Annotated in this window: 27 protein-coding genes; 8 read left to right on the top strand and 19 right to left on the bottom strand. The window is 73.0% G+C overall.

Going from position 1 to position 26,747, the window contains the following annotated elements; translation table 11 throughout:
* Nucleotides 1–84: 84 nt before the first annotated feature.
* The 6 genes from ACFYPS_RS08355 to nadD form a co-directional block, all read right to left on the bottom strand.
* Nucleotides 85–468 (bottom strand): hypothetical protein, encoded by a 384-nt coding sequence (locus ACFYPS_RS08355; protein WP_354965608.1) that lies wholly within the window; start codon nt 466–468, stop codon nt 85–87.
* Between the two features lie 220 nt (nt 469–688).
* Entirely contained in the window at nt 689–1,462 is a 774-nt protein-coding gene (locus ACFYPS_RS08350) for an SDR family oxidoreductase (protein ID WP_354965609.1), read from the bottom strand.
* A gap of 5 nt (nt 1,463–1,467) precedes the next feature.
* On the bottom strand, nt 1,468–2,322 hold the full coding sequence (locus ACFYPS_RS08345) for a DegV family protein (protein WP_354965610.1): 855 nt from the start codon (nt 2,320–2,322) through the stop codon (nt 1,468–1,470).
* An 83-nt stretch (nt 2,323–2,405) separates the two neighbouring features.
* The gene (locus ACFYPS_RS08340) at nt 2,406–3,035 is read right to left on the bottom strand and encodes a histidine phosphatase family protein (protein ID WP_354965611.1); all 630 of its coding nucleotides are present in this window, start codon (nt 3,033–3,035) and stop codon (nt 2,406–2,408) included.
* Nucleotides 3,032–3,439, bottom strand: a complete 408-nt coding sequence (gene rsfS, locus ACFYPS_RS08335; RefSeq protein WP_354965612.1) for a ribosome silencing factor — start codon at nt 3,437–3,439, stop codon at nt 3,032–3,034. The genes ACFYPS_RS08340 and rsfS overlap by 4 nt, the downstream gene beginning before the upstream one ends.
* Before the next feature lie 110 nt (nt 3,440–3,549).
* Nucleotides 3,550–4,146, bottom strand: coding sequence for a nicotinate-nucleotide adenylyltransferase (gene nadD / locus ACFYPS_RS08330; RefSeq protein WP_354965613.1), 597 nt, complete (start codon nt 4,144–4,146; stop codon nt 3,550–3,552).
* A 175-nt stretch (nt 4,147–4,321) separates the two neighbouring features.
* On the opposite strand from nadD, the gene ACFYPS_RS08325 reads away from it, so the two are divergent.
* Both ACFYPS_RS08325 and ACFYPS_RS08320 read left to right on the top strand, forming a co-directional pair.
* The gene (locus ACFYPS_RS08325; protein WP_354965614.1) at nt 4,322–4,984 is read left to right on the top strand and encodes a PadR family transcriptional regulator; all 663 of its coding nucleotides are present in this window, start codon (nt 4,322–4,324) and stop codon (nt 4,982–4,984) included.
* A 160-nt stretch (nt 4,985–5,144) separates the two neighbouring features.
* On the top strand, nt 5,145–6,368 hold the full coding sequence (locus tag ACFYPS_RS08320) for an FAD-dependent monooxygenase (protein ID WP_354965615.1): 1,224 nt from the start codon (nt 5,145–5,147) through the stop codon (nt 6,366–6,368).
* Between the two features lie 44 nt (nt 6,369–6,412).
* On the opposite strand, the gene pepN is transcribed toward ACFYPS_RS08320, so the two are convergent.
* Complete coding sequence (pepN, locus tag ACFYPS_RS08315) at nt 6,413–8,929, bottom strand: aminopeptidase N (RefSeq protein WP_387323644.1); 2,517 nt, start codon at nt 8,927–8,929, stop codon at nt 6,413–6,415.
* A gap of 69 nt (nt 8,930–8,998) precedes the next feature.
* On the opposite strand from pepN, the gene ACFYPS_RS08310 reads away from it, so the two are divergent.
* A complete protein-coding gene (locus ACFYPS_RS08310; RefSeq protein ID WP_354965617.1) occupies nt 8,999–9,217 on the top strand; it encodes a DUF397 domain-containing protein in 219 nt (72 codons plus the stop codon).
* 88 nt (nt 9,218–9,305) lie between these two features.
* On the opposite strand, the gene ACFYPS_RS08305 is transcribed toward ACFYPS_RS08310, so the two are convergent.
* Nucleotides 9,306–9,713, bottom strand: coding sequence for a hypothetical protein (locus ACFYPS_RS08305; protein WP_354965618.1), 408 nt, complete (start codon nt 9,711–9,713; stop codon nt 9,306–9,308).
* Between the two features lie 261 nt (nt 9,714–9,974).
* Here ACFYPS_RS08305 and ACFYPS_RS08300 point away from each other — a divergent pair, with 261 nt between their 5' ends.
* Nucleotides 9,975–11,222, top strand: a complete 1,248-nt coding sequence (locus ACFYPS_RS08300) for a cytochrome P450 (protein WP_354965619.1) — start codon at nt 9,975–9,977, stop codon at nt 11,220–11,222.
* 25 nt (nt 11,223–11,247) lie between these two features.
* A complete protein-coding gene (locus tag ACFYPS_RS08295; RefSeq protein WP_354965620.1) occupies nt 11,248–12,249 on the top strand; it encodes a glycosyltransferase in 1,002 nt (333 codons plus the stop codon).
* Nucleotides 12,250–12,310: 61 nt separating this feature from the next.
* On the opposite strand, the gene ACFYPS_RS08290 is transcribed toward ACFYPS_RS08295, so the two are convergent.
* From ACFYPS_RS08290 to ACFYPS_RS08280, 3 genes are read right to left on the bottom strand one after another with little or no spacing between them, the layout of a single operon-like run.
* Nucleotides 12,311–12,961 carry a DUF3618 domain-containing protein gene (locus tag ACFYPS_RS08290; RefSeq protein WP_354965621.1) on the bottom strand — a complete coding sequence of 217 codons (651 nt, stop codon included), beginning with the start codon at nt 12,959–12,961 and terminating at the stop codon, nt 12,311–12,313.
* Complete coding sequence (locus ACFYPS_RS08285) at nt 12,958–13,425, bottom strand: phage holin family protein (protein WP_354965622.1); 468 nt, start codon at nt 13,423–13,425, stop codon at nt 12,958–12,960. The genes ACFYPS_RS08290 and ACFYPS_RS08285 overlap by 4 nt, the downstream gene beginning before the upstream one ends.
* A gap of 31 nt (nt 13,426–13,456) precedes the next feature.
* Nucleotides 13,457–14,275 (bottom strand): hypothetical protein, encoded by an 819-nt coding sequence (locus ACFYPS_RS08280; RefSeq protein WP_354965623.1) that lies wholly within the window; start codon nt 14,273–14,275, stop codon nt 13,457–13,459.
* A 230-nt stretch (nt 14,276–14,505) separates the two neighbouring features.
* Here ACFYPS_RS08280 and ACFYPS_RS08275 point away from each other — a divergent pair, with 230 nt between their 5' ends.
* A complete protein-coding gene (locus ACFYPS_RS08275; RefSeq protein WP_354965624.1) occupies nt 14,506–14,997 on the top strand; it encodes a DUF4383 domain-containing protein in 492 nt (163 codons plus the stop codon).
* 72 nt (nt 14,998–15,069) lie between these two features.
* The gene (locus ACFYPS_RS08270) at nt 15,070–15,729 is read left to right on the top strand and encodes a DUF6766 family protein (RefSeq protein ID WP_354965625.1); all 660 of its coding nucleotides are present in this window, start codon (nt 15,070–15,072) and stop codon (nt 15,727–15,729) included.
* A 25-nt stretch (nt 15,730–15,754) separates the two neighbouring features.
* Here ACFYPS_RS08270 and ACFYPS_RS08265 read toward each other — a convergent pair whose 3' ends face one another.
* The 8 genes from ACFYPS_RS08265 to ACFYPS_RS08230 form a co-directional block, all read right to left on the bottom strand.
* Nucleotides 15,755–16,204: a GNAT family N-acetyltransferase gene (locus ACFYPS_RS08265; protein WP_387323636.1), complete on the bottom strand. Its 450-nt coding sequence runs from the start codon at nt 16,202–16,204 to the stop codon at nt 15,755–15,757.
* Nucleotides 16,205–16,274: 70 nt separating this feature from the next.
* Nucleotides 16,275–17,747 carry a GTPase ObgE gene (obgE, locus tag ACFYPS_RS08260; RefSeq protein WP_354965627.1) on the bottom strand — a complete coding sequence of 491 codons (1,473 nt, stop codon included), beginning with the start codon at nt 17,745–17,747 and terminating at the stop codon, nt 16,275–16,277.
* 93 nt (nt 17,748–17,840) lie between these two features.
* Entirely contained in the window at nt 17,841–18,095 is a 255-nt protein-coding gene (gene rpmA, locus ACFYPS_RS08255; RefSeq protein WP_074313740.1) for a 50S ribosomal protein L27, read from the bottom strand.
* An 11-nt stretch (nt 18,096–18,106) separates the two neighbouring features.
* On the bottom strand, nt 18,107–18,421 hold the full coding sequence (gene rplU, locus ACFYPS_RS08250) for a 50S ribosomal protein L21 (protein WP_074313742.1): 315 nt from the start codon (nt 18,419–18,421) through the stop codon (nt 18,107–18,109).
* 166 nt (nt 18,422–18,587) lie between these two features.
* A complete protein-coding gene (locus ACFYPS_RS08245; protein WP_354965628.1) occupies nt 18,588–19,097 on the bottom strand; it encodes a hypothetical protein in 510 nt (169 codons plus the stop codon).
* A gap of 129 nt (nt 19,098–19,226) precedes the next feature.
* Nucleotides 19,227–22,277 carry an Rne/Rng family ribonuclease gene (locus ACFYPS_RS08240; protein ID WP_354965629.1) on the bottom strand — a complete coding sequence of 1,017 codons (3,051 nt, stop codon included), beginning with the start codon at nt 22,275–22,277 and terminating at the stop codon, nt 19,227–19,229.
* A gap of 131 nt (nt 22,278–22,408) precedes the next feature.
* Nucleotides 22,409–23,128 carry a TIGR03936 family radical SAM-associated protein gene (locus ACFYPS_RS08235; RefSeq protein WP_354965662.1) on the bottom strand — a complete coding sequence of 240 codons (720 nt, stop codon included), beginning with the start codon at nt 23,126–23,128 and terminating at the stop codon, nt 22,409–22,411.
* A gap of 95 nt (nt 23,129–23,223) precedes the next feature.
* Complete coding sequence (locus ACFYPS_RS08230; RefSeq protein WP_354965630.1) at nt 23,224–25,200, bottom strand: TIGR03960 family B12-binding radical SAM protein; 1,977 nt, start codon at nt 25,198–25,200, stop codon at nt 23,224–23,226.
* Between the two features lie 164 nt (nt 25,201–25,364).
* On the opposite strand from ACFYPS_RS08230, the gene ACFYPS_RS08225 reads away from it, so the two are divergent.
* A complete protein-coding gene (locus tag ACFYPS_RS08225; RefSeq protein ID WP_354965631.1) occupies nt 25,365–26,747 on the top strand; it encodes a hypothetical protein in 1,383 nt (460 codons plus the stop codon).

Genomic DNA, 26,747 nt, shown 5'->3' with positions numbered 1-26,747 from the left:
TAGCAGAGTTGTCACGCCAGCTGGCGGTCAGCGGTGGCGGCGCGTCCGCTCGCCGAGCGCGCCCGCCGTCACGACAAACCGCTCTCAGTCGAGCGACCGATTGTATTCGTGGAAACCGACGGCCTTTCCGTCCCGAACCAAGATGTGAATGCAATGCCGGGCCGCGTAGGGCTCGTTGAAAGCGACACCCCGAGCCCAGTCCTCGATGACGACGCGATCCTCGGCGACGGTCTTGTGAATGACCTCGACCCTGTCGAATCGGCTGGTGCCGGGGGTGAAGGCACTGAAGAATGCGACCAGTTTCTCCCGCCCTTCGGGCCCGGTGAAGTGGCCGGTCTGCGGCGCCGGCAGAATCAGGTCCACCTCCGCGCCGAAAAGGTCGAAGAAGCTCTTCCACGACCCGGTCTGGAACCCCTGGATCAGGGCGTCATACGCCTGGTCGCCGATCACCCGGACGTCGTCGTTCATCATCTGTTCCTTCCGAGTAAATTCCGCACTGGGACATTCTGCTCGACGAGTGCCTGCCCACGGACGCCGTTGGCTACGGCAAGGCGACTGCTACCTGGTGGTCGGCGGGCGGGATCACCCGCTCGCCCGGGTCCCGGGGATACCCGCCGTGCGCTCGGAGAAGGTCTGGGCGTCGGCGGGCAGCTGGGCTACGTCGGTATGGGCCATGACGCCACCGTGGTCAGCGGGCCTCCGGGTCCAGGCCCAGCACGGCCCGTCCCCCGTCCACCGGCAGCGTGACCCCGTTGATGAAGCTCGCCGCCGGCGACAGCAGGTACGCGACCGCCTCCGCCACCTCGTCGACCGTCCCGATCCGGCCCACCGGGTGCAGCCGGGTCAGCTCGGCGTCGATCCACTCGGCCTGGGTGGGCTCCTGGGCGGCCAGGAAGTCGCCGTGCCGCTCGGTGGCGATCGAGCCGAGCGCGACGGCGTTGGCGCGGATGCCGTGCCGCCCGTACTCGACGGCCAGCGCACGGGTCAGCCCCTCCACGGCGGCCTTCGCTGTCGAGTACGGCAGGGCGCCCGAAACCGGCCGGCGGGCCTGGTGCGACGAGACGTTCACGATGGCGCCACCCGCGCCGGCGGCCAGGAACCGGCGCACGGCCACGGCGGCGCCCACCACGGCCGGGCGCAGGTTCTGCCCGATCAGGTCGAGCACCGCGTCGGCGGACGCCGAGTGCAGGGCGGCGTCCCGGAACACCGCGGCGTTGTTGACCCAGCCGGTCAGTGGCGCGGAGCGCTCCGCCAGGTGGGCGGCGCGCTCGGCCACCTGCTCGTCGCCGGCGTCGCCGATGATCGCGCCCAGCCGGTCGGCGGCCGGGTGCCCGGCCAGCCAGTCGACCGCGTCGGCGTCACGCTCCACCACGACGACGGTGGCACCGGTCGCCACGAGTCGTTGCACCACGGCCCGGCCGACGCCACGGCCGCCGCCGGTCACCACGCACGACGTGGACACCTGGCTCAGCCGCCCGGTCTGCGGTGGACGACGACGCAGGCCAACCCCGGGCCGGCGTGCGCGGCGACGACGGCGCCCGCCTCGGAGACGTACGTGTCGTGCAGCCGGTCGCCGAGTCGCTCGGTGAGGGCGGCGAGCAGTGCTTCTGCTCGCTGCGGAGCTGCCAGGTGGTGCACCCCGAGGTCCACCTCGTCGTCGCCGGCCGCCTCGACGGCCAGGTCGACCAGCCGGGCCACTCCCCGGCTGGCGGTGCGCACCTTCTCCCGCAGCACGATCGAGCCGTCCGGCATGTGCATGATCGGCTTGACCGACAGGGCGGTGCCGAGCAGCGCCTCGGCGGCGTTGATCCGGCCGCCCCGGCGGAGGAATTCCAGCGTGTCGACGTAGAACCAGACGGTGGTCCGGACGACGGTGGCGAGGGCCGCGTCGCGTACACCGGACAGGTCGGCACCGGCCTCGGCGGCCGTGGCGGCCGCGATGGCCGGGAAGCCGAGCCCCATGCCGGCCGAGCGGCTGTCCACGACCTCGACCCGGCCGTCCAGGTCGGCGGCGGCCAGTCGGGCCGCCTCGACCGTGCCGGACAGGCTCGCGGAGATGTGCACCGAGACGATCCCGTCGGCGCCGGCGTCGAGGAGCCGGCGGTACGTCTGGGCGAACTGCTCGGGCGCCGGCCGGGAGGTGCTGGCCGTGACCCGCCGGCCGCTCAGCGCCAGGGTGGCGTCGGCGGGCTGGGTCTCCACCCCCTCCAGTCCCTCCGCGCCGTTGAGCACGACGGTCAGCGGCACGACGGTCAGCCGGTGCGCCTGCACCAGGTCGGGGGGAAGGTAGGCGGTGGAGTCGATGACGACCGCGACGGGCATGCCCGCACGCTAGTCGATCGGGGCGGTGAACGCCGAGGCGCAATCGTGCGACAGGTAGCGGGGCCGGCCGCGATGGACGGCGTTCAGACCGCGTCGACGACGGCCGGGGCGGTGATCATGCCGATGTTGTGCGCCCACAGCTGCCAGCCCCGGACGTCGTCGTGCCGCAGCTCGGTCCAGTGGCAGTTGACCAGCGAGCCGATGCTGCGCAGCACGCCGGCGTCCCAACCGAGCAGGTGACCGATGCCCTGCCGGGAGCCGGCGCCGTGGGTGGCGATCACCACGGTGCCGCCGGGTGTCGCGTCGGCCGCCTCCTGCAACGCGGCGGCGACCCGCTGGCCCAGGTCGTGCAGGGGCTCAAGGCCCGCGCCCGGGGCCGGGTCGCCGGACCGCCAGCGGGCGTACTCCGCGGGGAAGCGCTCGGCGACCTCGGTGAGGTACAGGCCCTGCCACTGCCCGAAGTGCCGCTCGCGCAGCCGGGCGTCGGTGCGGACCGGCAGGCCGGTCAGCGCGGCCAGCGCGGCGGCGGTCTCCGCGGCGCGACTCAGGTCGCTGGACACGATGGCGTCGGGACGCAGCGACGCGAGCAGCGGGGCGGCGTCGCGGGCCTGGTCGCGGCCAAGCTCGTTGAGGGGTACGTCGGTCTGCCCCTGGACGCGGTTGGCGGCGTTCCAGTCGGTGTTGCCGTGCCGCCAGATGATCAGCCGGGTCATTCGGCCGCGGCGGACCCGCTGGCGTCGGCCTCGACGAGGTCGCGGTCGACGAACGGGATCGTGGGGCAGTCCTTCCAGAGCCGGTCGAGCGCGTAGAACTCGCGCTCCTCGGTGTGCTGGACGTGCACCACGATGTCGACGTAGTCGAGCAGCACCCAGCGGCCACCACGCTCACCCTCGCGCCGCACCGGCTTGGCCTTCTCCGGCAGCTCCAGCAGGCGCTCCTCGATGGCGTCGACGATGGCCAGCACCTGACGCTCGTTGGGGGCGGCGGCGAGCAGGAACGCGTCGGTGATGGCGAGCTGGTCGCCGACGTCGATGATGGTGATGTCCTGCGCCTTCTTGTCGGCGGCGGCCTGGGCGGCGGCGATCGCCAGCTCGTGAGCGCGTTCGGAAACTGTCACCGTTCTCCTTCGATCAACCGTGCGATCCTCCAAGCGTCTCATACCCGGCGTCGCCTCGACTTGTCAGTTCTGGTCGATTAGCCGCATGAATGGGGGCGAACCGGGCATGGTCAGCGCTGATACAGGTTCCGTTTGGCGATGTACTGCACCACACCGTCGGGCACCAGATACCAGACCGGTTCGCCCCGGGCCACCCGCGCACGACAGTCGGTCGACGAGATGGCCATCGCCGGCACCTGGATCAGGCTGACGGTGTCGGCGGGCAGGTGCCTGTCGGTGAGTTGGAAGCCGGGCCGGGTCACCCCGATGAAGTGGGCCAGCTCGAAGATCTCGTCGAGGTCCTTCCACGACAGGATGCGTTGCAGCGCGTCGGCGCCGGTGATGAAGAACAGCTGCACCTTGGGGCCGTACTCGGCCTGGAGGTCGCGCAGCGTGTCGACCGTGTAGGTCGGCCCACTGCGGTCGATGTCGACCCGGCTGACCTGGAACCGGGGGTTGGAGGCGGTCGCGATGACCGTCATCAGGTACCGGTCCTCGGCGGGGCTGACCGGCTCGTCGGTCTTCTGCCACGGCTGCCCGGTGGGGACGAAGACCACCTCGTCCAGGCCGAAACGGTCGGCCACCTCGCTGGCCGCGACGAGGTGCCCGTGGTGGATCGGGTCGAAGGTGCCGCCCATGATCCCGATCCGCCGGATGTCTTCCTCCACCCCGTGATCGTAGGCCGGGCATCGTGGACCACCGCTCCGGCCCGGCGACGGGCACACCTGATCCCGCTCCAAACACGCGAGGAAACAAAGGCCATCGACCCGGGGGTCGCGGTGCGACGACTCGTGCGCATATACTCGCCAACAAGTAATCGGGAACGAGAAGGAGGAGGGTGTCGTGCCGAAGCGGCGCAAGGTCGGCAACCTGCTGGCGCTGGCCGTGCTGTCCGCCCTGGTCCAGCGGCCGATGCACCCGTACGAGATCGCCACCGCACTACGCGCCTGGGGCAAGGACCAGGACATGGAGTTCAAGTGGGGATCCTTCTACACGGTGATCCGCAACATGGACAAACACGACATGATCGAGGCCGTGGAAAGCGTCCGTGACGGCCGACGCCCCGAACGCACCGTCTACCGGATCACCGACGTGGGACGGGCGGAGCTGGTCGACTGGGCCCGCGAGCTGGTCTCCACCCCGATGCCGGAGCATCCCCGCTTCCGGGCCGGCCTGTCCGTGCTCGCCGCGCTGCATCCCGACGAAGCCACCGACCTGCTGCGGCAACGGCTCGACCTGCTGGACGACGCCATCGGCCAGGACCGCGCAACGCTCGACGCGCACCTACGGGAGATCCCGCGGCTGTTCCTGGTGGAGTCCGAGTACGACCTGGCCATGCGGGCCGCGGAAGCGGCCTGGCTGCGGGCCCTGCTCGCCGAGCTGACCTCGGGCAGCTACCCGGGTCTGGACACCTGGCGGGCCTTCCACGAGACCGGCGAGATACCGGCAGAGCTGGCCGAGCTGGCGGAGAGGACCAGCACCCCGGCCCCCGACACCCCCGACTGACGGACGGCTCCGGCGGGGTGCGCCAACACCCCGCCGGAGCCCTTACCTCGAACCGACACCTGGGAAGGCGCCCGGCCCGAAGCGGCAACCACGAGGATAACCGCGCTCCCTCCCAGGTCGGTTCGCACGCGCACGAACCGACGACACCCAGGGAGAGAGCATGACCACAGTACGAACCGCGATCGTCATCGGCGGCGGCATCGCCGGTCCGGTGACGGCGCTCGCGCTGCGCCGCGCCGGCATCACCGCCACCGTCCACGAGGCGTACCCCGCCACCGCCAGCGGGGTCGGCGGCATCGGTGGCATCGGTGGCACCCTCGCGCTCGCGCCCAACGGCGTGGCGGCACTGCGCACGGTGGGCGCGGACGAGGCGGTGACCGCGATCGCCACCCCGATCGAGCGCACCGTGATGGCCGTCGGCCGCCGCCGCATCGACCTGCCCACGCTCGCCGGGGTGCCACCGCTGCGCGTGGTGCACCGGGCCGAGCTGCACCGGGTGCTGCACGACCGGGCGGTCGCCGAGGGCGTCCCGTTCGCGTACGGCAAGCGGCTGGTCGCCGCCGAGCAGACGGAGAGCGGCGTGACCGCCCGCTTCGAGGACGGCAGCACCGCCACCGCCGACGTCCTGGTCGGCGCCGACGGCATCCGCTCGACCGTTCGCGGTCTCATCGACCCGGCCGCGCCCGGCCCCCGGTTCACCGGGCTGCTCGGCTTCGAGGCGGTGGCCCGGCACGAGGTGGACGCCGAGCCGGGCACGATGACCTTCGCGTTCGGGCGACGCGGCTACTACCTCTACTGGCCGGAGCCCGGCGGTGGCACCCGCTGGGGTGCCAACCTGCCGCACCAGCGGCCGTTGAGCCTGGTCGAGGCCCGCGCGGTGCCGGCGGCGCAATGGCTGGACACGCTGCGCAGCAGCTACGGCGACGACGATCCGGGCCGGGAACTGACGGCGACCAGCAGCGCCGACGAGCTCCAGGTCGTCGGCGCGTTGCAGATCATGCCGCCCGTGCCGCACTGGCACCGGGGGCGGATGGTGCTGGTCGGCGACGCGGCGCACGCGCCGTCGAACAGCTCCGGTCAGGGCGCGTCACTGGCGATCGAGAGCGCCGTGCAGCTCGCCCGCTGCCTGCGTGACCTGCCGGACGTGGCATCGGCGTTCACCGCGTTCGAGCGGCTGCGCCGCGCGAGGGTCGAAAAGGTCGCCGCCCGAGCGGCGCGGATCAACCACGCCAAGGCGCCGGGGCCGGTCGCCCGGACGCTCATGCCGCTGCTGATGCCGCTGCTGGCGCGCACCGCGATGGACCCGGAGAAGACGGTCGCCGCCGAACAGCGCTACGTCATCGACTGGGACGCCCCGGTCACGACGGAGCCGGCGCTGCGCTGAGCCGGGGCGCGGGGTGGCCCGCCAGCCACCCCGCGCCTGCCCTCTCAGGCCGCCGCGGCGGCCACCGCCGTCCGGGCGACCAGCGCGCGGCGCAGGTCGTCGTCGGCGTCGGTGACCACCCGGCGCAGGCCGGGGGTCAGGTCGTCGCGGGCCAGCAGCGCCGCGGCCGCCTCCCGCGTCGGCTGCGCCACGGCGTAGCGGGGGAACGCCAGGGTGGCCACGCGGTCGGCGGTCCAGGGAGTACGCCGACGCGCGGCGGCCGGCATGTCCGCGAAGTACCGCTCGACGTACGCCGCGGTCAGCTCGCCCTGCTCGGGCTGCCAGAAGCCCTCGGCGGTCGCCTCCAGCAGCCGGTTGGACAGCTCGGTGCCCCCCACGATGATGTCCCACGCCGCCTGCTTCGCGGCGGGATCGGGCAGGGCGGCGCGGCAGCGGGCGGCCCGCTCGGCGCCGGTGGCGCTGCGGTCGGCCGCCACCTCGGCGTCGATCTCCGCCGCGCCGGCCGCGCCCAGCACCACCAGCCGGCGCAGCACCAACCAGCGCAGCTCGGCGTCGACCTTCAGCCCGGTCGGCACGTCGCGGCCGGCGAGCCAGCCGGTGAGCAGGTCGGCGTCGGTGGTCGCGGCGATCCAGCCCCGCGCGGCGGCGAGCTGCAACGACTCCCCCGCCGGCGCGCCGTCGAGCAACTGCCGGCACGCCCCGGCGACCCGGGCCAGCGCCGCGGCGCGGGTCAGCGGATCGAGGTAGCGGTCGACCAGCGACCGGCTCAGGGTGAGCACGTCCTCCGCGATGATCACCTCGGTCTCGGCCGGCAGCGCGGCGACCATCAGCTCGACCAGGCCGGTCACTGGCCGCTCGCCATCGGTCGCCGCGTCCAGCGCCTCGCTCCAGAGCACCGCCCGCGCCAGCGGGTCGGCCAGCCCGGGCAGCACCAGCGGCACGGCGTTCGCCGACGCCGGGTCGAGGCGCACCTTGGCGAACGTGAGGTCGCCGTCGTTGGGCAGCAGCAGCCGGGCCGCCGGGGCGCCGGTCAGCCCGTCGAGCACGGTCCGCCCGCCGTCGGTGGCCGGGTCGAGGTCCACCTCGTCGCGCTCCACCGCGCCGTCCGCCGAGTAGCGGCCCACACCGATCCGGTGCGGACGCAGCACCGGGTGCGACTCGGGCGCGGTCTGCACCACGGCCACCTCGGTGTAACGGCCGTCGGCGTCGACGGCGACCTCGGCGCGCAGCGTGTTGACCTGCGCCTGGCGCAGCCACAGCTCAGCCCAGCCGGACAGGTCCCGGCCACTGGCGGCGGAGAGGCTGGCCAGCAGGTCGGCGAGGGTCGCGTTGCCGAAGCGGTGCGCGGCGAAGTGCGCGTTCAGGCCGGCGAGGAACGCCTCGTCACCGAGCCACGCGACGAGCTGCCGCAGCACGCTGGCGCCCTTGGCGTACGAGATGCCGTCGAAGTTGAGCAGGCCCTCGTCGGCGTCGGCCACCTCCTCCGGAGCGACGGGGTGGGTGGAGGGGCGCTGGTCGGCGGCGTACCCCCAGGCCTTTCGGCGCATGGCGAACGTGGTCCACGCCTGGTCGAAGCGGGTCGCCTCGGCCGTGACCCGGGTGCCCAGGTACTCCGCGAAGGACTCGTTGAGCCACAGGTCGTCCCACCAGCGCATGGTGACCAGGTCGCCGAACCACATGTGCGCCATCTCGTGGGCGATGGTGGTGGCCCGCAGCTCCCGCTGGGTGTCCGTGACCGCCGAGCGGAAGACGTAGTCGTCGCGGAAGGTGACGATGCCCGGGTTCTCCATCGCGCCGGCGTTGAACTCGGGCACGAACGCCTGGTCGTACTTGCCGAACGGGTAGCGCTCGGTGAAGAGCTCATGGAACCGGTCCAGGCACTGCCGAGTGACGGTGAAGATCTCCTCCGCGTCGGCGTCCAGGTGCTCGGCCAGCGACCGGCGGCAGTAGATGCCCAGCGGCACGCCGTCGTGCTCGGCCCGCCGCACGTGGTACGGGCCGGCGATCAGCGAGAAGAAGTAGGTGGCCAGGGGCGCGCTCGGGGCGAACTCCCAACGCCCGGGCGCGGGGTTGGCGGCCACCTCGGCGTTGCTGGCGACCGTCCACTCGGGTGGAGCGGTGACCGTGAGGGTGAACGACGCCTTCAGGTCGGGCTGGTCGAACGCGGCGAAGATGCGCTGCACGTTGTCGAGGAAGGTCACCGCGTAGAGGTAGGTCTCGCCGTCGGCCGGGTCGACGAAGCGGTGCATGCCCTCCCCCGTGTTGGAGTACGCCATCTCCGCTTCGACGAACAGGGTGTTCTCCGCGGCCAGGTTGGTCAGCGGGAGCCGGTTGTCGGTCAACGCGCCGGGGTCGACGTCGCGGTCGTTGAGGCGTACCGCCAGGAGTTTGGCGGGTTTGATCTCGGCGAAGGTCGCGGTGCCGGGGGTCGCCCGGAACCGGATCTCGACGCGGGAGCGGAACAGCTCGCCGCCACCGGTCAGGTCGAGGTCCACCTGATAGGACTCGACAGTAATCGCCGCGCCACGCGCGGTCGCCTCTACACGGGTCAGGCTCGGCATCCGCTTATCCTGCCCGATGGGGATCCGCACGCGGTCACCACACGACCCTCGGCACTGGAGGAAAGAACCATGGCGCAGCACCCCAAGGGCGACTTCGACCTCTCTCGGGCGGTCTGGCAGCGGGCCGACGGGGACACCTCCGACAGCGCCGTCGAGGTCGCGTTCGTCGACGAACTGATCGGGATGCGCAACTCCGCCCAGCCGGAGGGGCCGGTGCTGGTCTTCACCCAGGCGGAGTGGGACGCGTTCGTCGCCGGCGCGCAGGACGGCGAGTTCGACCTGGACTGAACTCGCACGCCGGCTCGGCGGTGTGGGGGTGTTTCGACGCCCGCGGCACTCCCACGTCGCCGACCCGGGGCCGGGCGTCAGCCATCGGTCAACCATCGCCGGGGCCGTCGCCGTCGCCCCAGCCGAGGCCGCCGGGACCGGGGGCGTGGTGGAAGCCGAGATGCTCGGCCACGTCGACGCAGCGCTCGCCGTCCGGGCCGACCGCCCCGCAGAACAGCCGCTCGGCCCGGTGCCAGGCATCGGCCGGCGACAGGGCCGCCGCGCCGAGCGCCAGCTCCGGGCGGAGCAGGCTCAGCGCCTCCGCGTACGCCACCGCCAGCTCGCGGGCGTCGGCCATGCCGGCAGCCGTGAAGCCCAGGTGCACCGTGAAGAACCGGTGCGGCCGGGTGGGCCGCCGGGGCGGCCCGATCAGCGCCCCCCGGTCCCGGATCCGGTCCGCGCCGAGACCCCCGACCGCCCGCCGCTGCCGCCAGTGCGGCGATCTGTTGTCCCGCATACGCCCTCCCCGTGATCCCTTGTCGCGGACCGGCCGCAACACCGGCCCCAGCCGCCCCGGCCCTCGCCGCCGCCGGCCACTCACCCGAAACTCAACCAGGTTCCCGCGCCGGTGGGAGGGGCCAGCGGACGCCGATCCGGTGGCCGAGCCGCACCGGCCAGCCGGCGCGCGACCGATGCCAGCGGTGGGTTCAGGAGCCCCGACCTGGGTAGACGCACCCGGCCGAGCAGACCGGCCGGCATCCGCACGTGAGGAGACCCGATGGCAACCATGCCGGCCGACCGCGGCCCGGACAGCACGCTGGCGTTCCTCCGCGCCGGCTACCGGTTCATCGGCGAGCGCTGCGACCGGTACGGCAGCGACGTCTTCCAGACCCGGATCCTGCTGGCCCCGACCATCTGCCTGCGCGGCCGGCCGGCGGCGACGCTGTTCTACGACGCCGAGCGCTTCCAGCGGCGCGAGGCGATGCCGACGCGGGTACAGCGGACCCTGACCGGCCGGGGCGGCGTGCAGGGGCTGGACGGGCCGGAGCACCGGGACCGCAAGGCGATGCTCATGTCGATCATGACGCCGGCCGCCATCGGGCAGCTCGGCCAACTCTTCGACGACGAGTGGCAGGCTCGGATCCCGGCCTGGGAGAGCGCGACGCCGGTGACGCTCTACGACGAGCTGGGCCGGCTGCTGACCCGGGTGGTCTGCGCCTGGGCCGGGGTGCCGCTGGCCGCGTCGCAGGTCGACCGCCGTACCGTCGAGCTGCACTCCATGATCGAAGCCCCGGCGATGGTCGGTCCCCGGCACTGGCGGGGCCTGCTCGCCCGCCGCCGGGCCGAACGCTGGATCGCCGACATCATCGAGCGGACGCGGATCGGCATTCTCCCGGCCCCCGCCGGCAGCGCGCTGAAGGTGATCGCCGAGCACCGCGACGCGCGGGGCAGGCTGCTCCCCCGGCGGATCGCCGCGGTCGAGCTGCTCAACGTGCTGCGGCCGACGGTCGCCGTGGACCGGTTCATCGTCTTCGCCGCGCTCGCCCTGCACGACCATCCCGCCTGGCGGCAACGGGTCCGCGGCGACGACGAGGCCACCGAGCAGTTCGTGCAGGAGGTACGCCGGTACTACCCGTTCTTTCCGGCCGCCGCGGCCCAGGTCCGGCGCTCCTTCGACTGGCAGGGCCACCACTTCCCGCGAGGGCGGCGGGTGCTCCTCGACCTGTACGGCACCAACCACCACCCCGCGCTCTGGCCCGAGCCGGAGCTGTTCCGCCCGGAGCGGTTCGCCGGCCGTCCCGTGGACGCGTTCCAGCTGATCCCGCAGGGCGGTGGCGACCACTGGACCGGGCACCGCTGCGCCGGCGAGTGGATCACCATCGACCTGATGAAACGGGCGGTCACCAACCTGACCAGCGCCATGCGCTACGAGGTTCCGCCACAGGACCTGGCCCTGGACCTGCACCGGATGCCGGCGCTACCCCCCACCGGTCTCACCCTCACCAACATCCGCCGCACCGCCTGACCCACCGCCTGCCCGGGAGGCACGCTTGCCCTTCGACCCCGGCCGCGGCCGGGACGGTACCGCGCCGCCCCCGTTGCCGATAGCGTACGTGCTGCCGCTGCGCTGGACCGTCGACACCGGCCTGGCCGATCTGACCGACTACCTGCGCTGGCTGGGCGGCCGCGTCGAGCTGATCGTGGTCGACGGCTCCCCACCGGACGTCTTCGCCCGCCACGCCGCGGCGTGGCGCGGGCTGGTCCGCCGGCACCTCCCGCCCGACCCCACCCTGCGCGGGCTGAACGGCAAGGTGACCGGGGTGCTCACCGGCGTCCGCGCGGCCGGCCACGAACACGTCGTGATCGCCGACGACGACGTCCGGTACGACGAGGCCGGGCTGCGCGCGGTGCACCGGCTGCTCGGCCGGGTGGATCTGGTCCGGCCGCAGAACTACTTCGCCCCGCTGCCCTGGCACGCCTGGTGGGACACCGGTCGGACGCTGCTCAACAGGGCGCTCGGGGCGGACTACCCGGGCACCCTGGCGGTGCGCCGCAACACCTTCCTCGGCATGGGCGGGTACGACCCGGACGTGCTCTTCGAGAACCTGGAGCTGATCCGCACCGTGCGGGCGTACGGCGGAACCGAGGCCACGCCGGCCTGGCTGTACGTACGCCGGCTGCCACCGGACGCCGCGCACTTCCGCGGCCAACGGGTCCGCCAGGCGTACGACGATCTGGCCCAGCCGGTCCGCCTGCTGACCGCGCTCGCGGTCCTGCCGGCGCTGGCGGCGGCGGTCGCGGCCCGCCGGTCCGGGCTGCTGCTCGGCGCGGCGGCCGGCACCGCCGCCCTCGCCGAGCTCGGCCGCCGCCGCGCCGGGGGCGACGCGGTCTTCCCGCCGAGCACCGCGCTGGCGGCCCCGCTCTGGCTGCTGGAACGCGGCGTCTGCGGCTGGCTCGCGGTCGGTCAGCGGTTCCTGCGCGGAGGAGTCCGCTACGGCGACACCCGCCTCCGCCGGGCCGCCCACTCGACCCGCGCGCTGCGGCCCCGCTGACAACGCGACAGCTCGCGGACACCGAGGTGGCCGCGAGCCGTCGGGGTTGGTACGGGTGGGGTCAGGAGCTGACCTGCTGGCGGGACTGCTGCGCCTGGTCTTTGACGTCCTGTGCGGCCGACCTGCTGTCGTCCTTGACCGCGTGCACCGCGTCCTGGGCGGTGGACTTCACTGACTCCGCGGCGTGCTGAGCCGGCTCGCGCAGCTCCTCCTTGAGCTCGCTGGCCACCTCGCCCAGCTTCTCCGTCACCACCCCGCTGTGCTCGCTGGCCTTCTCCTTGAGCTGGGTCGCGGCCTGCTGCTCCCGGCGGGTGGCCGGAATCAGCGACGAGGCGAGCCAGCCGACGCCGAACGCGATCAGGCCGGCGGCCAGCGGGTTGCCCTCGGACTTCTGCCGGATGACCCGCGGCGCGCTGTGGGCGGCGGCGCTGACGGTGGAGGCCGCCGACTGCGCGGCGTCGCTGACGCTGGAGGCCGCCGACGAGGCGCGGTCGCCCACCGAGTGGGCGGCGTGGCCGGTGCCGTGGCCGAGGTCAGACGCGGTTCCCATGACCTTGTCCCTCACATTCTGCAGCGCGGAGCGGGCCCGCTGCTTACGGTCGTCGACGATGCGGCTGGGGCTGACCTTGTACGCCAGCGCGTCCACGTCGGAGCTCAGGTTGTTGCGGGTGGCTTCGATCTCCCGGCGGATCTGGTCGGGATCGGTGCTCATCGGGTGACTCCCTCCGGGTGGGGCTTGAGCGCGTCGGGGATCCGCTGCACGCTGTCGTTGGTCTGCTTGAGCCCGCGTACGTGCTGGGCGTTCTTCTTGGCCATGGAGTAGAGGACCCCGGCGACCACGGCCCAGATCACGGCCACGATCAGCGCGGCCAGGCCGGAGTCCATGACGTTGTCCAGGAACTGCCACACGGCGATGGACACGAAGAGCGCCACCATGTAGCCGCCGAAGCCGGCGCCGCCGAAGAGCCCGGCGGCCTTGCCGGCCTTCCTGCCCTCCTGGCGGATCTCGGCCTTGGCCAGCTCGACCTCCTGGCGCATCAGGGTCGACAGGTCACTGGTGACCTGGCGCATCAGCTCACCGAGCGAGCTGCCCTTCACCTCCGCCGCGCTGTGCGGGGCACCCGCGTCGGGGTGGTAACCGGAGTCCAGTCCGGACCCCTGCGTCGGCATCGTCATGCCGTCGCCTCCCTTCGGATGACTCGGTGGCTCACGGGCGGGTGCTGCCGCCGGACGGCACGCCCGGCAGCGGGTCGGTCTGGCTCACCGGCGGCAGCGGCTGGCCGGTGCCGGTCGGCTCGGCGTACCCGCCGGAGGTCGGCTCGGCGTAGGCGCCGGGGGTCGGCTCGGCGTAGGCGCCGGGGGTCGGCTCGGCGTAGGCGCCGGGGGTCGGGTCGAGGTAGCCGCCCTGCGGAACGGCGTCCGGCACCGTGCGGGGCGCCGGCGGCGTCGGGATCACCGCGGTCTGCTCCGGGTCGTACGCGCCGGCGCCGCGGTGACCCGTCGAGCCGTTGCCGGAGTCGTCGCCGGCGGCGGAGATGCTGCGGGTCAGGCGACCGGCCAGCACGCCGAGCACCGCCGCGCCGACCAGGAAGGTGCCCGGGTTGCGCCGCGCGTAGTCGCGTACCTCGGTGATCAGGTCGCCGGGCTCGCGCTCCTCGAGCCAGCCGGCCACGCCGTGCACCCGGTCGGCGGCCTGGCGGGCCAGCTCGCTCACCGGGCCGGCCTGGCCACCCTGCTCGGCCATCGAGCACATCTCGTCGGCGAACGAACGCAGCCCACCGGCCGCGCGGCGCTGCTGCTCGCCGGTCTGGCTGGCGAGCTGGTTGCGCGCCTCGCCGTAGAGGTTGCGGGCCTGCCGGGCCGCCTCACGGCCGACCTCGGTGCCCTGCTCCTTCGCGGTCTGCGCGACCGCGCCACCGGCGTGCGCGGCTTCGGATCCAACCTGGCGGGCCTGGTCGCGGACGCCTCCGCCGTTGGTCGACTCCTGCCCGTACGTGGAAGACGTGGGTGACAGATCGTAAGTCATGATTTCCCTTCCGCTCGGAAAGTCGTCGCGGTTGTGCTGGGGGGATGCGACCGCGCTGCCGCGGCCGCTGACGATTCACCTACCCTGCGTTCCGGCTTCCATGCCTCTTCGTGCATTTCTCTGCGCGGCCGGTGGGATCGACTTCAAAATGGAGGATCGTCGGGCTGCGTCACGTCGCCGCTGCGGACAGTGAGGTTCGCGGGGCCGGCAGATCCACGGAGGGGGCAGCGATGGCACGAGACGCGCGAGGGGGCCGACCAACCGGCCCCCGGCCTCGGGTGCAGACGGCGGCACTGATCGTGGCCGGCGTCTTCCTGCTGATCGGCATCCTCGGCTTCATCCCCGGCATCACCACCGACTACGGCGAGCTGCGGTTCGCCAGCCACCACTCGGACGCCCGGCTGCTCGGGCTGTTCCAGATCTCGATCCTGCACAACGCCGTACACCTGCTGTTCGGGCTGGTCGGCCTGGCGCTGGCCCGCAGCATCGGCGGCGCCCGGCTCTTCCTGGCCGGAGGCGGTGCGATCTACCTCGCCCTCTGGCTGTACGGCCTGGCGGTCGAGGCGATCGACGAGGACGGCGGGGTGAACATCCTGCCGGTCAACGCCGCCGACAACTGGCTGCACCTCGCGCTCGGCTTCGGCATGCTCACGCTCGGGTTGCTGCTCTCCAACCAGGTTGGCACCGGCGGACGTCTCGACACGCCGATCGACCGGCCCTGAACTGGCGCTTGAGCGGTTTGGCGGTCATCCCGGCAGGGGTATCCCGGGGGTGATTCGCGAAAGAGGTGTGACATGCCCCGTTGGCTGCGCGACAACGCCCTGACCGTCGCCATGCTCGGCGCGTTCCTGGTCTTCCTGGTGCTGCAGAGCGTCTTCGGCTGGCAGACCCACAACGAGGAGCTGACCGAGTTCGGCGCGGCGCCGCTGAGCTGGCCGGCCTACCTGACCAGTGGGCACTTCGCGGAGGCGGTCTTCGAGAACTGGGAGTCGGAGTTCCTCCAGATGGGCGGGTACGTGCTGCTCACCGCGCACCTGGTGCAGCGGGGTTCGGCCGAGTCGAAGCCGGTGGACCAGACCGACCGGCCGGAGGACGACGAGCGCCGGGCCACCCCGCAGTCGCCCTGGCCGGTACGCGTCGGCGGCCTGCCGCTGGTCGTCTACCGCAACAGCCTCTCCATCGCGCTGCTGCTGATCTTCGCTGGCTCATTCGTCGGCCACCTGCTCGGTGGCACCGCCGCGTACAACCAGGAGCAGGCGTTGCAGAGTGGCGCACCGCCGATCGGGGTGTGGGACTTCCTCGGCACCAGCGACTTCTGGTTCCAGTCCATGCAGAACTGGCAGAGCGAGTTCCTCGCGGTCGGCGCCCTGATCGTGCTGAGCATCGTCCTGCGCCAGCACGCTTCGCCGGAGTCGAAGCCGGTCACCGTCGCGCACGCCAGCACCGGCGCCTGAGCGCCGGCACCGCGGCACGGGGCCGTCAGGCCGCGACCGGCAGCCGCTTGGCGAAACAGACGCTGTACGGGTTGTGCACGTACTCGCCGTACGCCGGGATCCGGTCGTAGCCGCACGAGGTGTAGAGCCCGATCGCGGCCGGCAGGTAGGTGCCGGTCTCCAGGCAGACCACCGAGTGCCCCTGGCGGAATGCCAGCTCCTCCAGCGCGGCCAGCAGCTGGCGGGCGATGCCCCGACCTCGGGACGCCGGACGGACGTACATCCGCTTGACCTCGCCGGTGGCGGCGTCGATCGACTGGAGCCCGCCGCAGGCGACCGCCCGGCCGTTCACCACCACGGCGAGGTAGCGGATGTCGTCGTGGGTGACGGTGACCTGCCCGTCCAACCCGCCGTCGGCCTCGCGCACCTCACGCTGCTGCGCGGTGACCAGTGCGGCGATCTCCGGATCGATGGCGGGCCGAGCTTCGATCAGCATCACCCCACGCTAGGCGGGGTGGATTTCGCGGAGGTTTCCGGCAATCAACCCGATCACGGAGCGCAACGGGCTATTCGGCGTCGTCCTCGTCGTCGATGTCGACGATGTCGTCGGACGCGTCGGCGCCCACCTCGTCCCCGGAACGCACCCGGCGGGCCTTGCGGGCGGCGAGCCGCTCGGCCGCACGAGCCCGGTTCGACCTCGCCTCCAGCCGGACGTCGGTGCCCCGGTTGCCGGGCGTGAACTCCACGCCGGCGTAGAGCGTCGGCTGCCAGTCGAACTCGCGCTCACCGATCCGGACCAGGTCGCCGGGCTGCGCGCCGGCCTTGGCCAGCTTGTCCTCGACCCCGAGCCGGGCCAGCCGGTCGGCCAGGTAGCCGATCGCCTCGTCGTTGTCGAAGTTGGTCTGCTTGACCCACCGCTCCGGTCGGACGCCCCGGACCGTGAACGAGCCGTCGGTCTCGGCCGTGATGGTGAAGCCCTCGTCGTCCACGGCCGTCGGCCGGATCACGATCCGGGTCGGCTCGGCCGGCGGCGCGGCCTTGCGCTGCGCGTCGACCAGCTCGGCCATCGCGTAGGTGAGCTCCTTGAGCCCCTCCCGGGTGGCCGCGGAGACCTCGAACACCCGGTAACCGCGCTCCTCCAGGTCGGGGCGCACGATCTCGGCGAGGTCGCGGCCGTCCGGCACGTCGACCTTGTTCACGGCCACCAGTCGCGGCCGGTCGGCCAGCCCGCCGTACTCGTTCAGCTCGGCCTCGATGGTCTCGATGTCGGCGACCGGGTCGCGGCCCGGCTCCAGCGTCGCCGAGTCGATGACGTGCACCAGCACTGCGCAGCGCTCGATGTGCCGCAGGAACTCCAGGCCCAGCCCCTTGCCGGTGGCCGCGCCGGGGATCAGGCCCGGCACGTCGGCGACGGTGAAGGTGTGGTTGTCCACCCGGACCACGCCGAGGTTGGGCACCAGGGTGGTGAACGGGTAGTCGGCGATCTTCGGCTTCGCGGCGGAGATCACCGAGATCAGCGACGACTTGCCGGCCGACGGGAAGCCCACCAGGCCCACATCGGCGACGCTCTTGAGCTCCAGCACCACGTCGAGGTGGTCGCCGGGCTCACCCAGCTCGGCGAAGCCGGGAGCCTTGCGCTTGGCGTTGGCCAGCGAGGCGTTACCTCGCCCGCCACGCCCGCCGCGGGCCACCTCGAAGGTGGTGCCGGCGCCGACCATGTCGGCCAGCACGGTGCCGTCGAGGGTCTGCACCACGGTGCCGTTGGGCACCTTGAGCACCAGTTCGTGGCCGTTGGCCCCGTCCCGGTTCGACCCCGCGCCACCCTTGCCGCTGTCGGCCTTGACGTGCGGGCGGAAGTGGAAGTCGAGCAGCGTGGTCACCTGCGGGTCGACCACCAGGGACACGCTGCCGCCGTGCCCGCCGTTGCCGCCGTCCGGCCCGCCGAAGGGCTTGAACTTCTCGCGGTGGATCGAGGCACAACCGTGCCCGCCATCGCCGGCCTGCAAATGCAGCACGACCCGGTCAACGAACGTCGCCACGGCGTCAATCCTTCCAGCGAGGTTCGACCCCGCACTGCGAAAAAAGCGAAGCGGGCCGGGACCCGGAGGTCCGCGGCCCGCAAAGCTTGAGAGCTACTGCTGCGGAACGATGCTGACGGTCTTGCGACCGCGCTTGGTGCCGAACAGGACCGCACCGGCGGACAGCGCGAACAGCGTGTCGTCGCCGCCACGGCCGACCAGGTCGCCGGGGTGGAACTTGGTGCCGCGCTGCCGGATGAGGATCTCACCGGCGCTGACAACCTGACCACCGAAGCGCTTCACGCCGAGTCGCTGGGCCGCGGAATCACGACCGTTACGCGAGCTGGACGCACCCTTTTTGTGAGCCATTGGAGGACGACCTACTTCCCGCTGGAGATGCCGGTCACCTTGACCTGGGTCAGCGGCTGGCGGTGACCCTGGCGCTTGTGGTAGCCAGTCTTGTTCTTGAACTTGTGGATCTTGATCTTCGGGCCCTTGGTGTGCGCGGCAATCTCGCCGGACACCGCGACCTCGGCAAGCTTCGCCGCGTCGGTCACCAGGTCGTCACCGTCGACGAGGAGCACTGCGGTGAGCTTCACCGCGTCACCGGGAGCACCGGTGAGCTTCTCGACCTCGATCACGTCGCCCTCGGCGACCTTGTACTGCTTGCCGCCGGTCTTGACGATCGCGTACATCGGAGGCGGACTCCCTGTCGTTGAGGCTGCTGGCGGTCGTCCCCGCGGCGGCTCGCCGGGTAGCAGTGCACGGCGGCGCGGGCACACGGGAACTCGGCACACCAAAAGTGCGCCGCAGGCAAGAGTACGCCATCGCAGGCCCGGACCCCAAACCGGCCCGCCCTGGTCAGCGCGGGCAGAGCTGGTCGAGGCGCTGCTGGAGCCGATCCAGCTCGGTCTCGTCGATCGAATCGACGTCCGCGCCGAGCGCGGCGACCTCGGTGCCGATGTCGGTGAGCAGCGTCTTGAGCTGCGGGTCGGTGGCCCGGGCCGACTGTTCCCGCAGCGCGGTCCGCCAGCCGGCCAACGCGGCCTCGGCCCGCTCGCGGGCCGCCTCGGCGGCGGTGGTGTCCCCGGCGCCCACCGCGGCGAGCATCTGGCCCACCTCCGCCACGTACGTCTCGAGCGCGGTGACGCCGGCCTGCTGCGCGACGGCGCAGACCTGCGCGGCGCTGCCACCCACCGGCGTGCCGGTCGACCCCGCTGGTGTACCGGCCGACCCGCCCCCGGGCCCCGCCGTCGGGCCGGAACCCCCGGTGGCCGTGCCGGTCGGGCCTTCGCCGGGCCGGTCGGTGGAGCAACCCGCCCCGGCGGAGAGCGCGGCGACCAGCACAGTGACGGCGAGCAGACGACGCATCTTCTTCTCCTGACCGGGGGTGGCCGATCGCGGACCGGGGTGGCGGGACGGCGAGGTCCCTCCCCCGTCACTTTGCCGGGGAAGGGACCTCATCAAACACCGGGCCGGTCAGACCGGCCGGTCAGCTGCTCAGGGGCGGGTCCGTCGGCGGGCGCCACCCCGGCGGGAGCGACGCCGGCCCGCGCCACCCTCGGTGCTCTCCTCGTCGGCGTCGCCGTCGGCGAGCGCGTCCGGGTCGTCCGCGGCGGCCAGCCGGGCGGACTCGCCCCGCTGGCTGTCGGAGACCGCCGGCGCGGCTGCGGTGTCCGCCTCGTAGCGGGACAGGTCGTAGCCCATGGTGTCCACGTAGTCGGCGTCCGGCTCGGTGCCGGTGTCGCTCTCGACGACCTCGGCCACCGCCTTCTCGGCCGAGGCGCTCTTGCGCGCCCGACGGCGGGACGACGCGCTGCCCTGCTCGGCGGGCGGGGCGGCGGCGACCGACGAGGCGACCGCCTTGACCTTCTCCCCCGCCCCGTTGGCGCGTGGCTTCTCCGGCACCGGCTCGGTGTGGATGATGACGCCTCGGCCCTTGCAGCACTCGCAGGTCTCGCTGAACGCCTCCAGCAGGCCCGCGCCGATCCGCTTGCGGGTCATCTGCACCAGGCCGAGCGAGGTGATCTCGGTGACCTGGTGCTTGGTGCGGTCCCGGCCCAGGCACTCGGTGAGCCGGCGCAGCACCAGCTCACGGTTCGACTCCAGCACCATGTCGATGAAGTCGATCACCACGATGCCGCCGATGTCGCGCAGCCGGAGCTGGCGGACGATCTCCTCCGCCGCTTCCAGGTTGTTACGGGTGACCGTCTCCTCCAGGTTGCCCCCGGAGCCGGTGTACTTGCCGGTGTTGACGTCGACGACCGTCATGGCCTCGGTACGGTCGATCACCAGCGAGCCGCCGGAGGGCAGGAAGACCTTGCGGTCCAGGCCCTTGATGATCTGCTCGTCGATCCGGTACTCGGAGAACACGTCACTCGTGCCGACGTGCCGGCGCACCCGGTCGACCAGGTCCGGGGAGACGTGCGACAGGTACGACTCGACAATGTCGTACGACTGCTCGCCCTCGATCACCAGCTCGCGGAAGTCCTCGTTGAAGAGGTCCCGGACCACCCGGATGACCAGGTCGGGCTCCTCGTAGAGCAGCACCGGCGCGCCGCCCTCGGCGGCCTTGGCCTGGATGTCCTCCCACTGGGCCTGGAGGCGCTTGACGTCGCGGGCCAGCTCGTCCTCGCTGGCGCCCTCGGCGGCCGTCCGGACGATCACGCCCGCGCCGTCCGGGACGAGCTTCTTGAGCACGTCGCGGAGCCGCTTGCGCTCGGTGTCCGGGAGCTTCCGGCTGATCCCGGAGGCGTTGCCGTTGGGCACGTAGACCAGGTGCCGGCCGGAGAGCGCGATGTGGCTGGTCAGCCGGGCGCCCTTGTGCCCGATCGGGTCCTTGGTGACCTGGACCAGCACCGAGTCGCCGGAACGCAGCGCCTGCTCGATCGAGCGGGCACGCCCCTCCAGGCCGGAGGTGTCCCAGTTGACCTCGCCGGCGTACAGCACCGCGTTGCGGCCCCGGCCGACGTCCACGAACGCCGCCTCCATGCTGGGCAGCACGTTCTGCACCTTGCCCAGGTACACGTTGCCGGCCATGGTGCCGGAGGAGTTGCGGGTGACGTAGTGCTCGACCAGCACGCCGTCCTCCAGGACGGCGATCTGGGTCCGGTCACCGCGCTGACGCACGGCCATCACCCGGTCGACCGCCTCCCGGCGGGCCAGGAACTCCGACTCGCTGAGGATCGGCGGCCGGGTACGCCGCTGCTCCCGGCCGTCCCGGCGGCGCTGGCGCTTGGCCTCCAGCCGGGTCGAGCCCGACACGCCCTGCACCTCGTCGACGGTCCGGCGCGGCTCGCGGATCTTGACCACGGTCGGCACGCCGTCGTCGGCGGCACCCTCGGTGTCACCGGCACCGCGGCGGCGGCGACGCCGGCGGCGCCGGGTCAGCCCGTCCCCGCCCTCGGACTCCTCGTCCTCGTCGCCCTCGGCCTCGGCCTCGGCGGTCTCCTCCTCCTCGGCCTGCGCGGCCTCGTCGGACTCCTCGTCCTCGGCGTCGTCGGCACCGCCCTTGCCCCGGCCACGGCCACGGCGACCACGCCGGCGGCGGCGGCGCGCGGCGGCGCTGTCCTCGTCGTCCTCATCCACCTCGGCGGCCTCGTCGGCCTCCTCGGTCGGCTCCTCCTCGGCCTCAATTGCCTCGACCGGTTCCACCGGCTCGGCGTCGCGGCGACCGCGCCGCCGCCGGCGGGACGGCTCGGCGGCCTCCTCCGCGGCCGGCTCCTCGGCGAACGGAGCGGGCTCCGCCGGCCGGGTCACCGGCACGGCGTCCGGCTGCGGCGCCATGAACAGCACGGTGGGCGCGGAGAGCGCCGCCCGCCGGCGGCGGGTCCGCGGCTGCTCCGGCTCGATGATCTCGGCCGGCTCGATCGGCTCGTTGGCCAGACCGGCCACGGCCGCGCCCGGCGGCACCTCGCCGGAGCCCTCCTGCGCGCCGCTGGTCCGGGCCGGTTCGGCGGCGATCTCCGCCTCGTTCAGCTCGGCTTCGGCCTCGCGCAGGTCGGACTCCGCCGGCGTCTCGGCGACCGGCTCCTCGACAGCGGCGGGCTCTTCGGCGGCGGGAGGCTCCTCGACAGCGGCCGGCGTGGCCTTCTTCCGCCGGGTGCGGGTCACCTTGACCGGGGGGACCACCTCGGGCGTGGCCTCCTCGGCGGAGGCCGCGACCAGCGGCTCCTCGGCGGCCTTCTCCACCGGGGCGGCCTTGCGGCGGCGCCGGGGGGTCTTCGGTGGGGTGTCCAGGTCGCCGGAGATCGGGGCGAAGACCTCCGCCTGTGGCGACTCGCCAGCGCCGGCCCCACCGGTGGGCGCCTCGACCGGGGCCTCGGCCTGCTCCGGTTGGTTGAGTGGTGCCGCCCGACGACGGGTCGTCCGGGTACGCCGCGCGGGCGCGGCGGGCTCGGCGCTGTCCGCGCCGGCCGGGTCCAACGCGGCCGACCCGGCGGCGGTGGGGTTCGCGACGGCGGCGCCGTCGGCGGTGGTGCTCTGGTCAGCGGTGTCGCCGGCCGGCTGTGAACCGGTCCGTTCGCCGCCCTCGGGCTCGTTCTCGAGCATGGACGTTCTCCAGTTCTGGCTGCCCCGGGCGCGGGTGAGCGCTGCCACGCAGGGTCGCCGCAAAAGTGTTTCCGCCGGGCGCGCGTGGTGCGCGACCGCCGAAGTCTGCCTGCCAGAGCACTGACCGTCGGTCAGTGCCCAACGATGGCTGCCCCGTCGCGGTCCGCATCCAACGGATCCACGATCGCACCCTGCGCGGTCAGCGTGCCCTGAGCCAGCCGGGTCACCCTCGGCGAGACCGGCGGCTCCAGGTCGGCCACCACGCGGAGGCCGGAAAGGACGTCATCGGGCCGTACGGACGGGGTGACCTGCCGCACGACCAGTTCGAGTATCGCACACGGTACGGCCGGCGCCCCGGAAGGCGTCGGCGTCGGCGCGAGGACATCGATCGACATCACGGCCGCGCGGGCGTCGAAGGTACGCCGGCCCTGCTTGGTCATCCGCTCGACCAGCACCTCCTCGGCGGCGGTGAAGGCATCCACGGCGGCGCGCAGCACGGCGGGGTCGACCTCGGGCAGCTCGATGTGCCAGTACGACGCCTCGATCCGGTCCGGCAGGCTGCCCCCGACGGCGATCACGGCGTCCAGCACGTCCAGCCCGGGTGAAAGCGCGGCGTCCAGCGCGGCCCGCAGCGCCTCCGGGTCGACCGGCGCCTGGAGGCCGATCTCCAGGTACTCCGCCTCGCTGGCCACCCCGGTGGGTGCGGCGCTGGCGTAGGAGATCTTCGGGTGCGGGGTGAAGCCCTGGGAGTAGGCGATCGGCACGCCGGCCCGGCGCAGCGCCCGCTCGAAGGCCCGGGCGAAGTCCCGGTGCGAGGTGAACCGCAGCGGCCCGCGCTTGGCGTACCGGATGCGGACGCGCTGGACGACCGGCGCCTGCCCACCCTCCGGCTGTGGTTTCTTACTGATCGTCTCGCTCCTCGGAACTCAGCACCGGTGGGGCCGGGTCAGGCGGTGGGGGTTTTGAGGCCCTTCACGGGGGTCAGGGGCAGGAGCTTCTTGCCGGTGGGGCCGATCTGGATCTCGGTGTCCATCGAGGGGCAGACGCCGCAGTCGAAGCACGGGGTCCACCGGCAGTCGTCCTGCTCGAACTCGCTGAGCGAGTCCTGCCAGTCCTGCCAGAGCCAGTCCTTGTCCAGGCCCGAGTCCAGGTGGTCCCAGGGCAGGACCTCCAGCTCGTCGCGGTGCCGGGTGGTGTACCAGTCGAGGTCCACCCCGAACGCGGGCAGCGTCTCGGCCGCCGCGTCCACCCAGCGCTGGTACGAGAAGTGCTCGCTCCAACCGTCGAACCGGCCGCCGTTCTCCCACACCCTGCGGATCACCGAGCCGACCCGGCGGTCACCCCGGGAGAGCAGCCCCTCGATCAGCGACGGCTCGCCGTCGTGGTAGCGGTAGCCGATCGCCCGGCCCAGCGAGCGGTCCGAGTTGATCGCCTGCTTGAGGATCTTGAGCCGGTGGTCGATGACCTCCGGGCGCTCCATCGGGGCCCACTGGAACGGCGTGTGCGGCTTGGGCACGAACCCGCCGATGGAGACCGTGCAGCGGATGTCCTTGGAGCCGGTGGCGGCCCGACCGGCCTTGATCACCTCGTGGGCCATGTCCGCAATCTCGAGGACGTCCTCGTCGGTCTCGGTGGGCAGGCCGCACATGAAGTAGAGCTTCACCTGCCGCCAGCCGTTGGTGTACGCGGTCACCACGGTGCGGATCAGGTCTTCCTTCGACACCATCTTGTTGATGACCTTGCGGATCCGCTCCGACCCGCCCTCGGGGGCGAAGGTCAGGCCGGTACGCCGCCCGTTACGGGAAAGCTCCTGCGCGAGGTCGATGTTGAACGCGTCCACCCGGGTCGACGGCAGCGACAGCGAGACGTTGGTGCCCTCGTACTGCTGGGCCAGGCCCGAGCACATGTCGCCGATCTCGGAGTGGTCCGCCGAGGAGAGCGACAGCAGGCCCACCTCGTGGAAGCCGGAGAACTCCAGCCCCTCGCGCACCATCTGCCCGACCGTGGTGATCGACCGCTCGCGCACCGGCCGGGTGATCATGCCCGCCTGGCAGAACCGGCAGCCCCGGGTGCAGCCCCGGAAAATCTCCACCGCGTACCGCTCGTGCACCGTCTCGGCCAGCGGAACGAGGGGCTTCTTCGGGTACGGCCAGGCGTCCAGGTCCATCGTCGTGCGCTTGTGCACCCGGAACGGCACGGCCGCCCGGTTCGGCACGACCCGCTGGATCCGCCCGTCGGGGAGGTAGTCCACGTCGTAGAAGCGCGGCACGTAGACGCTCTCGGTGCGGGCCAGCCGCAGCAGCAGCTCGTCGCGGCCACCCGGGGAACCCTCCGCCTTCCACTCCCGGACGATCGCGGTGATCTCCAGGACCGCCTCCTCGCCGTCGCCGAGCACGGCGGCGTCGATGAAGTCGGCGATCGGCTCCGGGTTGAACGCGGCGTGCCCGCCGGCCACGATCACCGGGTCGGCGTCCGTGCGGTCGGCGGCCAGCATCGGGATACCGGCCAGGTCGATCGCGGTGAGCAGGTTGGTGTAGCCCAGCTCGGTGGAGAAGGAGATGCCGAACACGTCGAAGTCGCGCACCGGCCGGTGCGCGTCGACGGTGAACTGCGGCACGCCGTGCGTGCGCATCAGGTTCTCCAGGTCCGGCCAGACCGCGTACGTCCGCTCGGCGAGGGTGTCGGGCAGCTCGTTGAGCACCTCGTAGAGGATCTGCACGCCCTGGTTGGGCAGGCCCACCTCGTACGCGTCGGGATACATCAGCGCCCAGCGCACGGTCGCCGCGTCCCAGTCCTTGATCACCGCACCCAGCTCACCACCCACGTACTGGATGGGCTTCGAGACCTGCGGGAGCAGTGGCTCCAGCCGGGGCCAGACGGAATTGGTCGCGGCCGCGCGCGGCGTCGTGGACGGGGCACTCATGATGCCCAAGGGTACGCGCCCGCCCGGCGATGACCGCGCGCACGCCGCCCACGACGCCCCGAGGACCAGCGGTGGCGGTGAGCGCCGCCCCCGCCACGACGCCCGGTCGGCGACGGTGGCGGCACGGTACTAACCTCGGACCGGCGCGAGAGGAGATTGCCGCGATGCCGGAGCCCCAGCCGGGAGCAGGCCGTCCAGCCGACGGGAGCACCCCGGGCACGGAGCCGGACCGGGATCCGGCGGTCGCCGACGAGCCGACCTCCCGATCCGTACCGCCGGAGCAGCCGGACCCCTCGGACGAGCCGGAAGCACCGCACCAGCCGGACCCCTCGGACGAGCCGGAAGCACCGCACCGGCCACAACCACCGGACCAGCCGGATCCGCCGACCGAGCAGGCCGGCGGCGCCGACGCGGCCGAATCCCCGTCCGCCACGGCGGCCGACCTGCCCGCCACCGCGATCGACCTGCCCGGCACCGCAGCCGAATCGCCCGCCACGGCGGCCGAGTCCGCCGCCACCGACGCGGTCCCGCCGCCCCGGTGGAGTGGATCCGCGCCGGTACCGCCCCCGCTGCCGCGCCGGCGGGCCTGGGGCGAGTCGGCCGAGCCGACCCCGCCGCCGCCGCTGCCCGACGAGCCACCGGAGCACCGGACCCCGGTCGACCCGTGGGCCGGCGTGGACACCAGCGGCTGGGAGCTGTCGCACGTCGAGCTGCCCCCGCTGCCTCCGACACTGCCCTACCCGGCGCCGCCGGCGACCCGGCAGTGGTCCGGTCCACCCGCTCCCCCGGTCGGGTCGCACCCGGTGTCGCCACCCGCCGCGCCGCCGACAGCCGCCCGGCCCACCGTGCCGTCGCGTCCCACGCCGCCGGCCCGGCCGGTGTCGCCGCCCGCGCCGCCGAAGCAGCGCCGGGGCCGCCGATCCGCCGCGCCACCACCGGTGACGCCGCCGCCGGGATGGCAGGCGCCCAAGGGGTACGTGCCGGTCCCGGTCCGCCGGCGACGCCGCTGGCCGTGGCTGCTGCTGCTCACCCTGGCCTGCTGCTGCGGCTGCCCGGCCTACTACGGGTTCCCGATCTCGGCGCAGTACCCGGCCCGGGCGGCGCTGCCCGAGCAGGTGGCCGACCTGAGCCTGCGCCAGGACGACGGCAGCGCGAAGACCGCCCGGCAGTTGGAGAACGAGGTACGCCAGGAGCACTGGCTGGCCGAGGACACCTTCGCCGGCGTCTACGCCACCGCGGACGGCAAGCGCGTGACGGTCTTCGGCGGCACCGGCATCCGGTTGACCCCCGAGGCGGACGCGGACGCGGAGATCAGCCGGCTCAGCGAGCGCTACGCGCTGGACGCCCCCGAGACGGTGAAGACCGGAGTGCGGGGCCGGCACGAACGCTGCGCGGTCGGCCGGTCAGCCGACACCGACGTGGTGGTCTGCACCTCGGTCGACCACGGCAGCATCGCCACCGGGGTGTTCACCCGGCTCTCCGTCTCCGACAGCGCGGCCCTACTGGACACCCTGCGCGGCCAGATCGTCCAGCCCAAGCAGAGCTGA

It is taken from the genome of Micromonospora sp. NPDC005087, assembly GCF_042872965.1.
Lineage (GTDB): Bacteria > Actinomycetota > Actinomycetes > Mycobacteriales > Micromonosporaceae > Micromonospora.
Note: the sequence above shows the minus strand (reverse complement) of the source record. Positions and strands in the feature narration are given on the sequence as shown.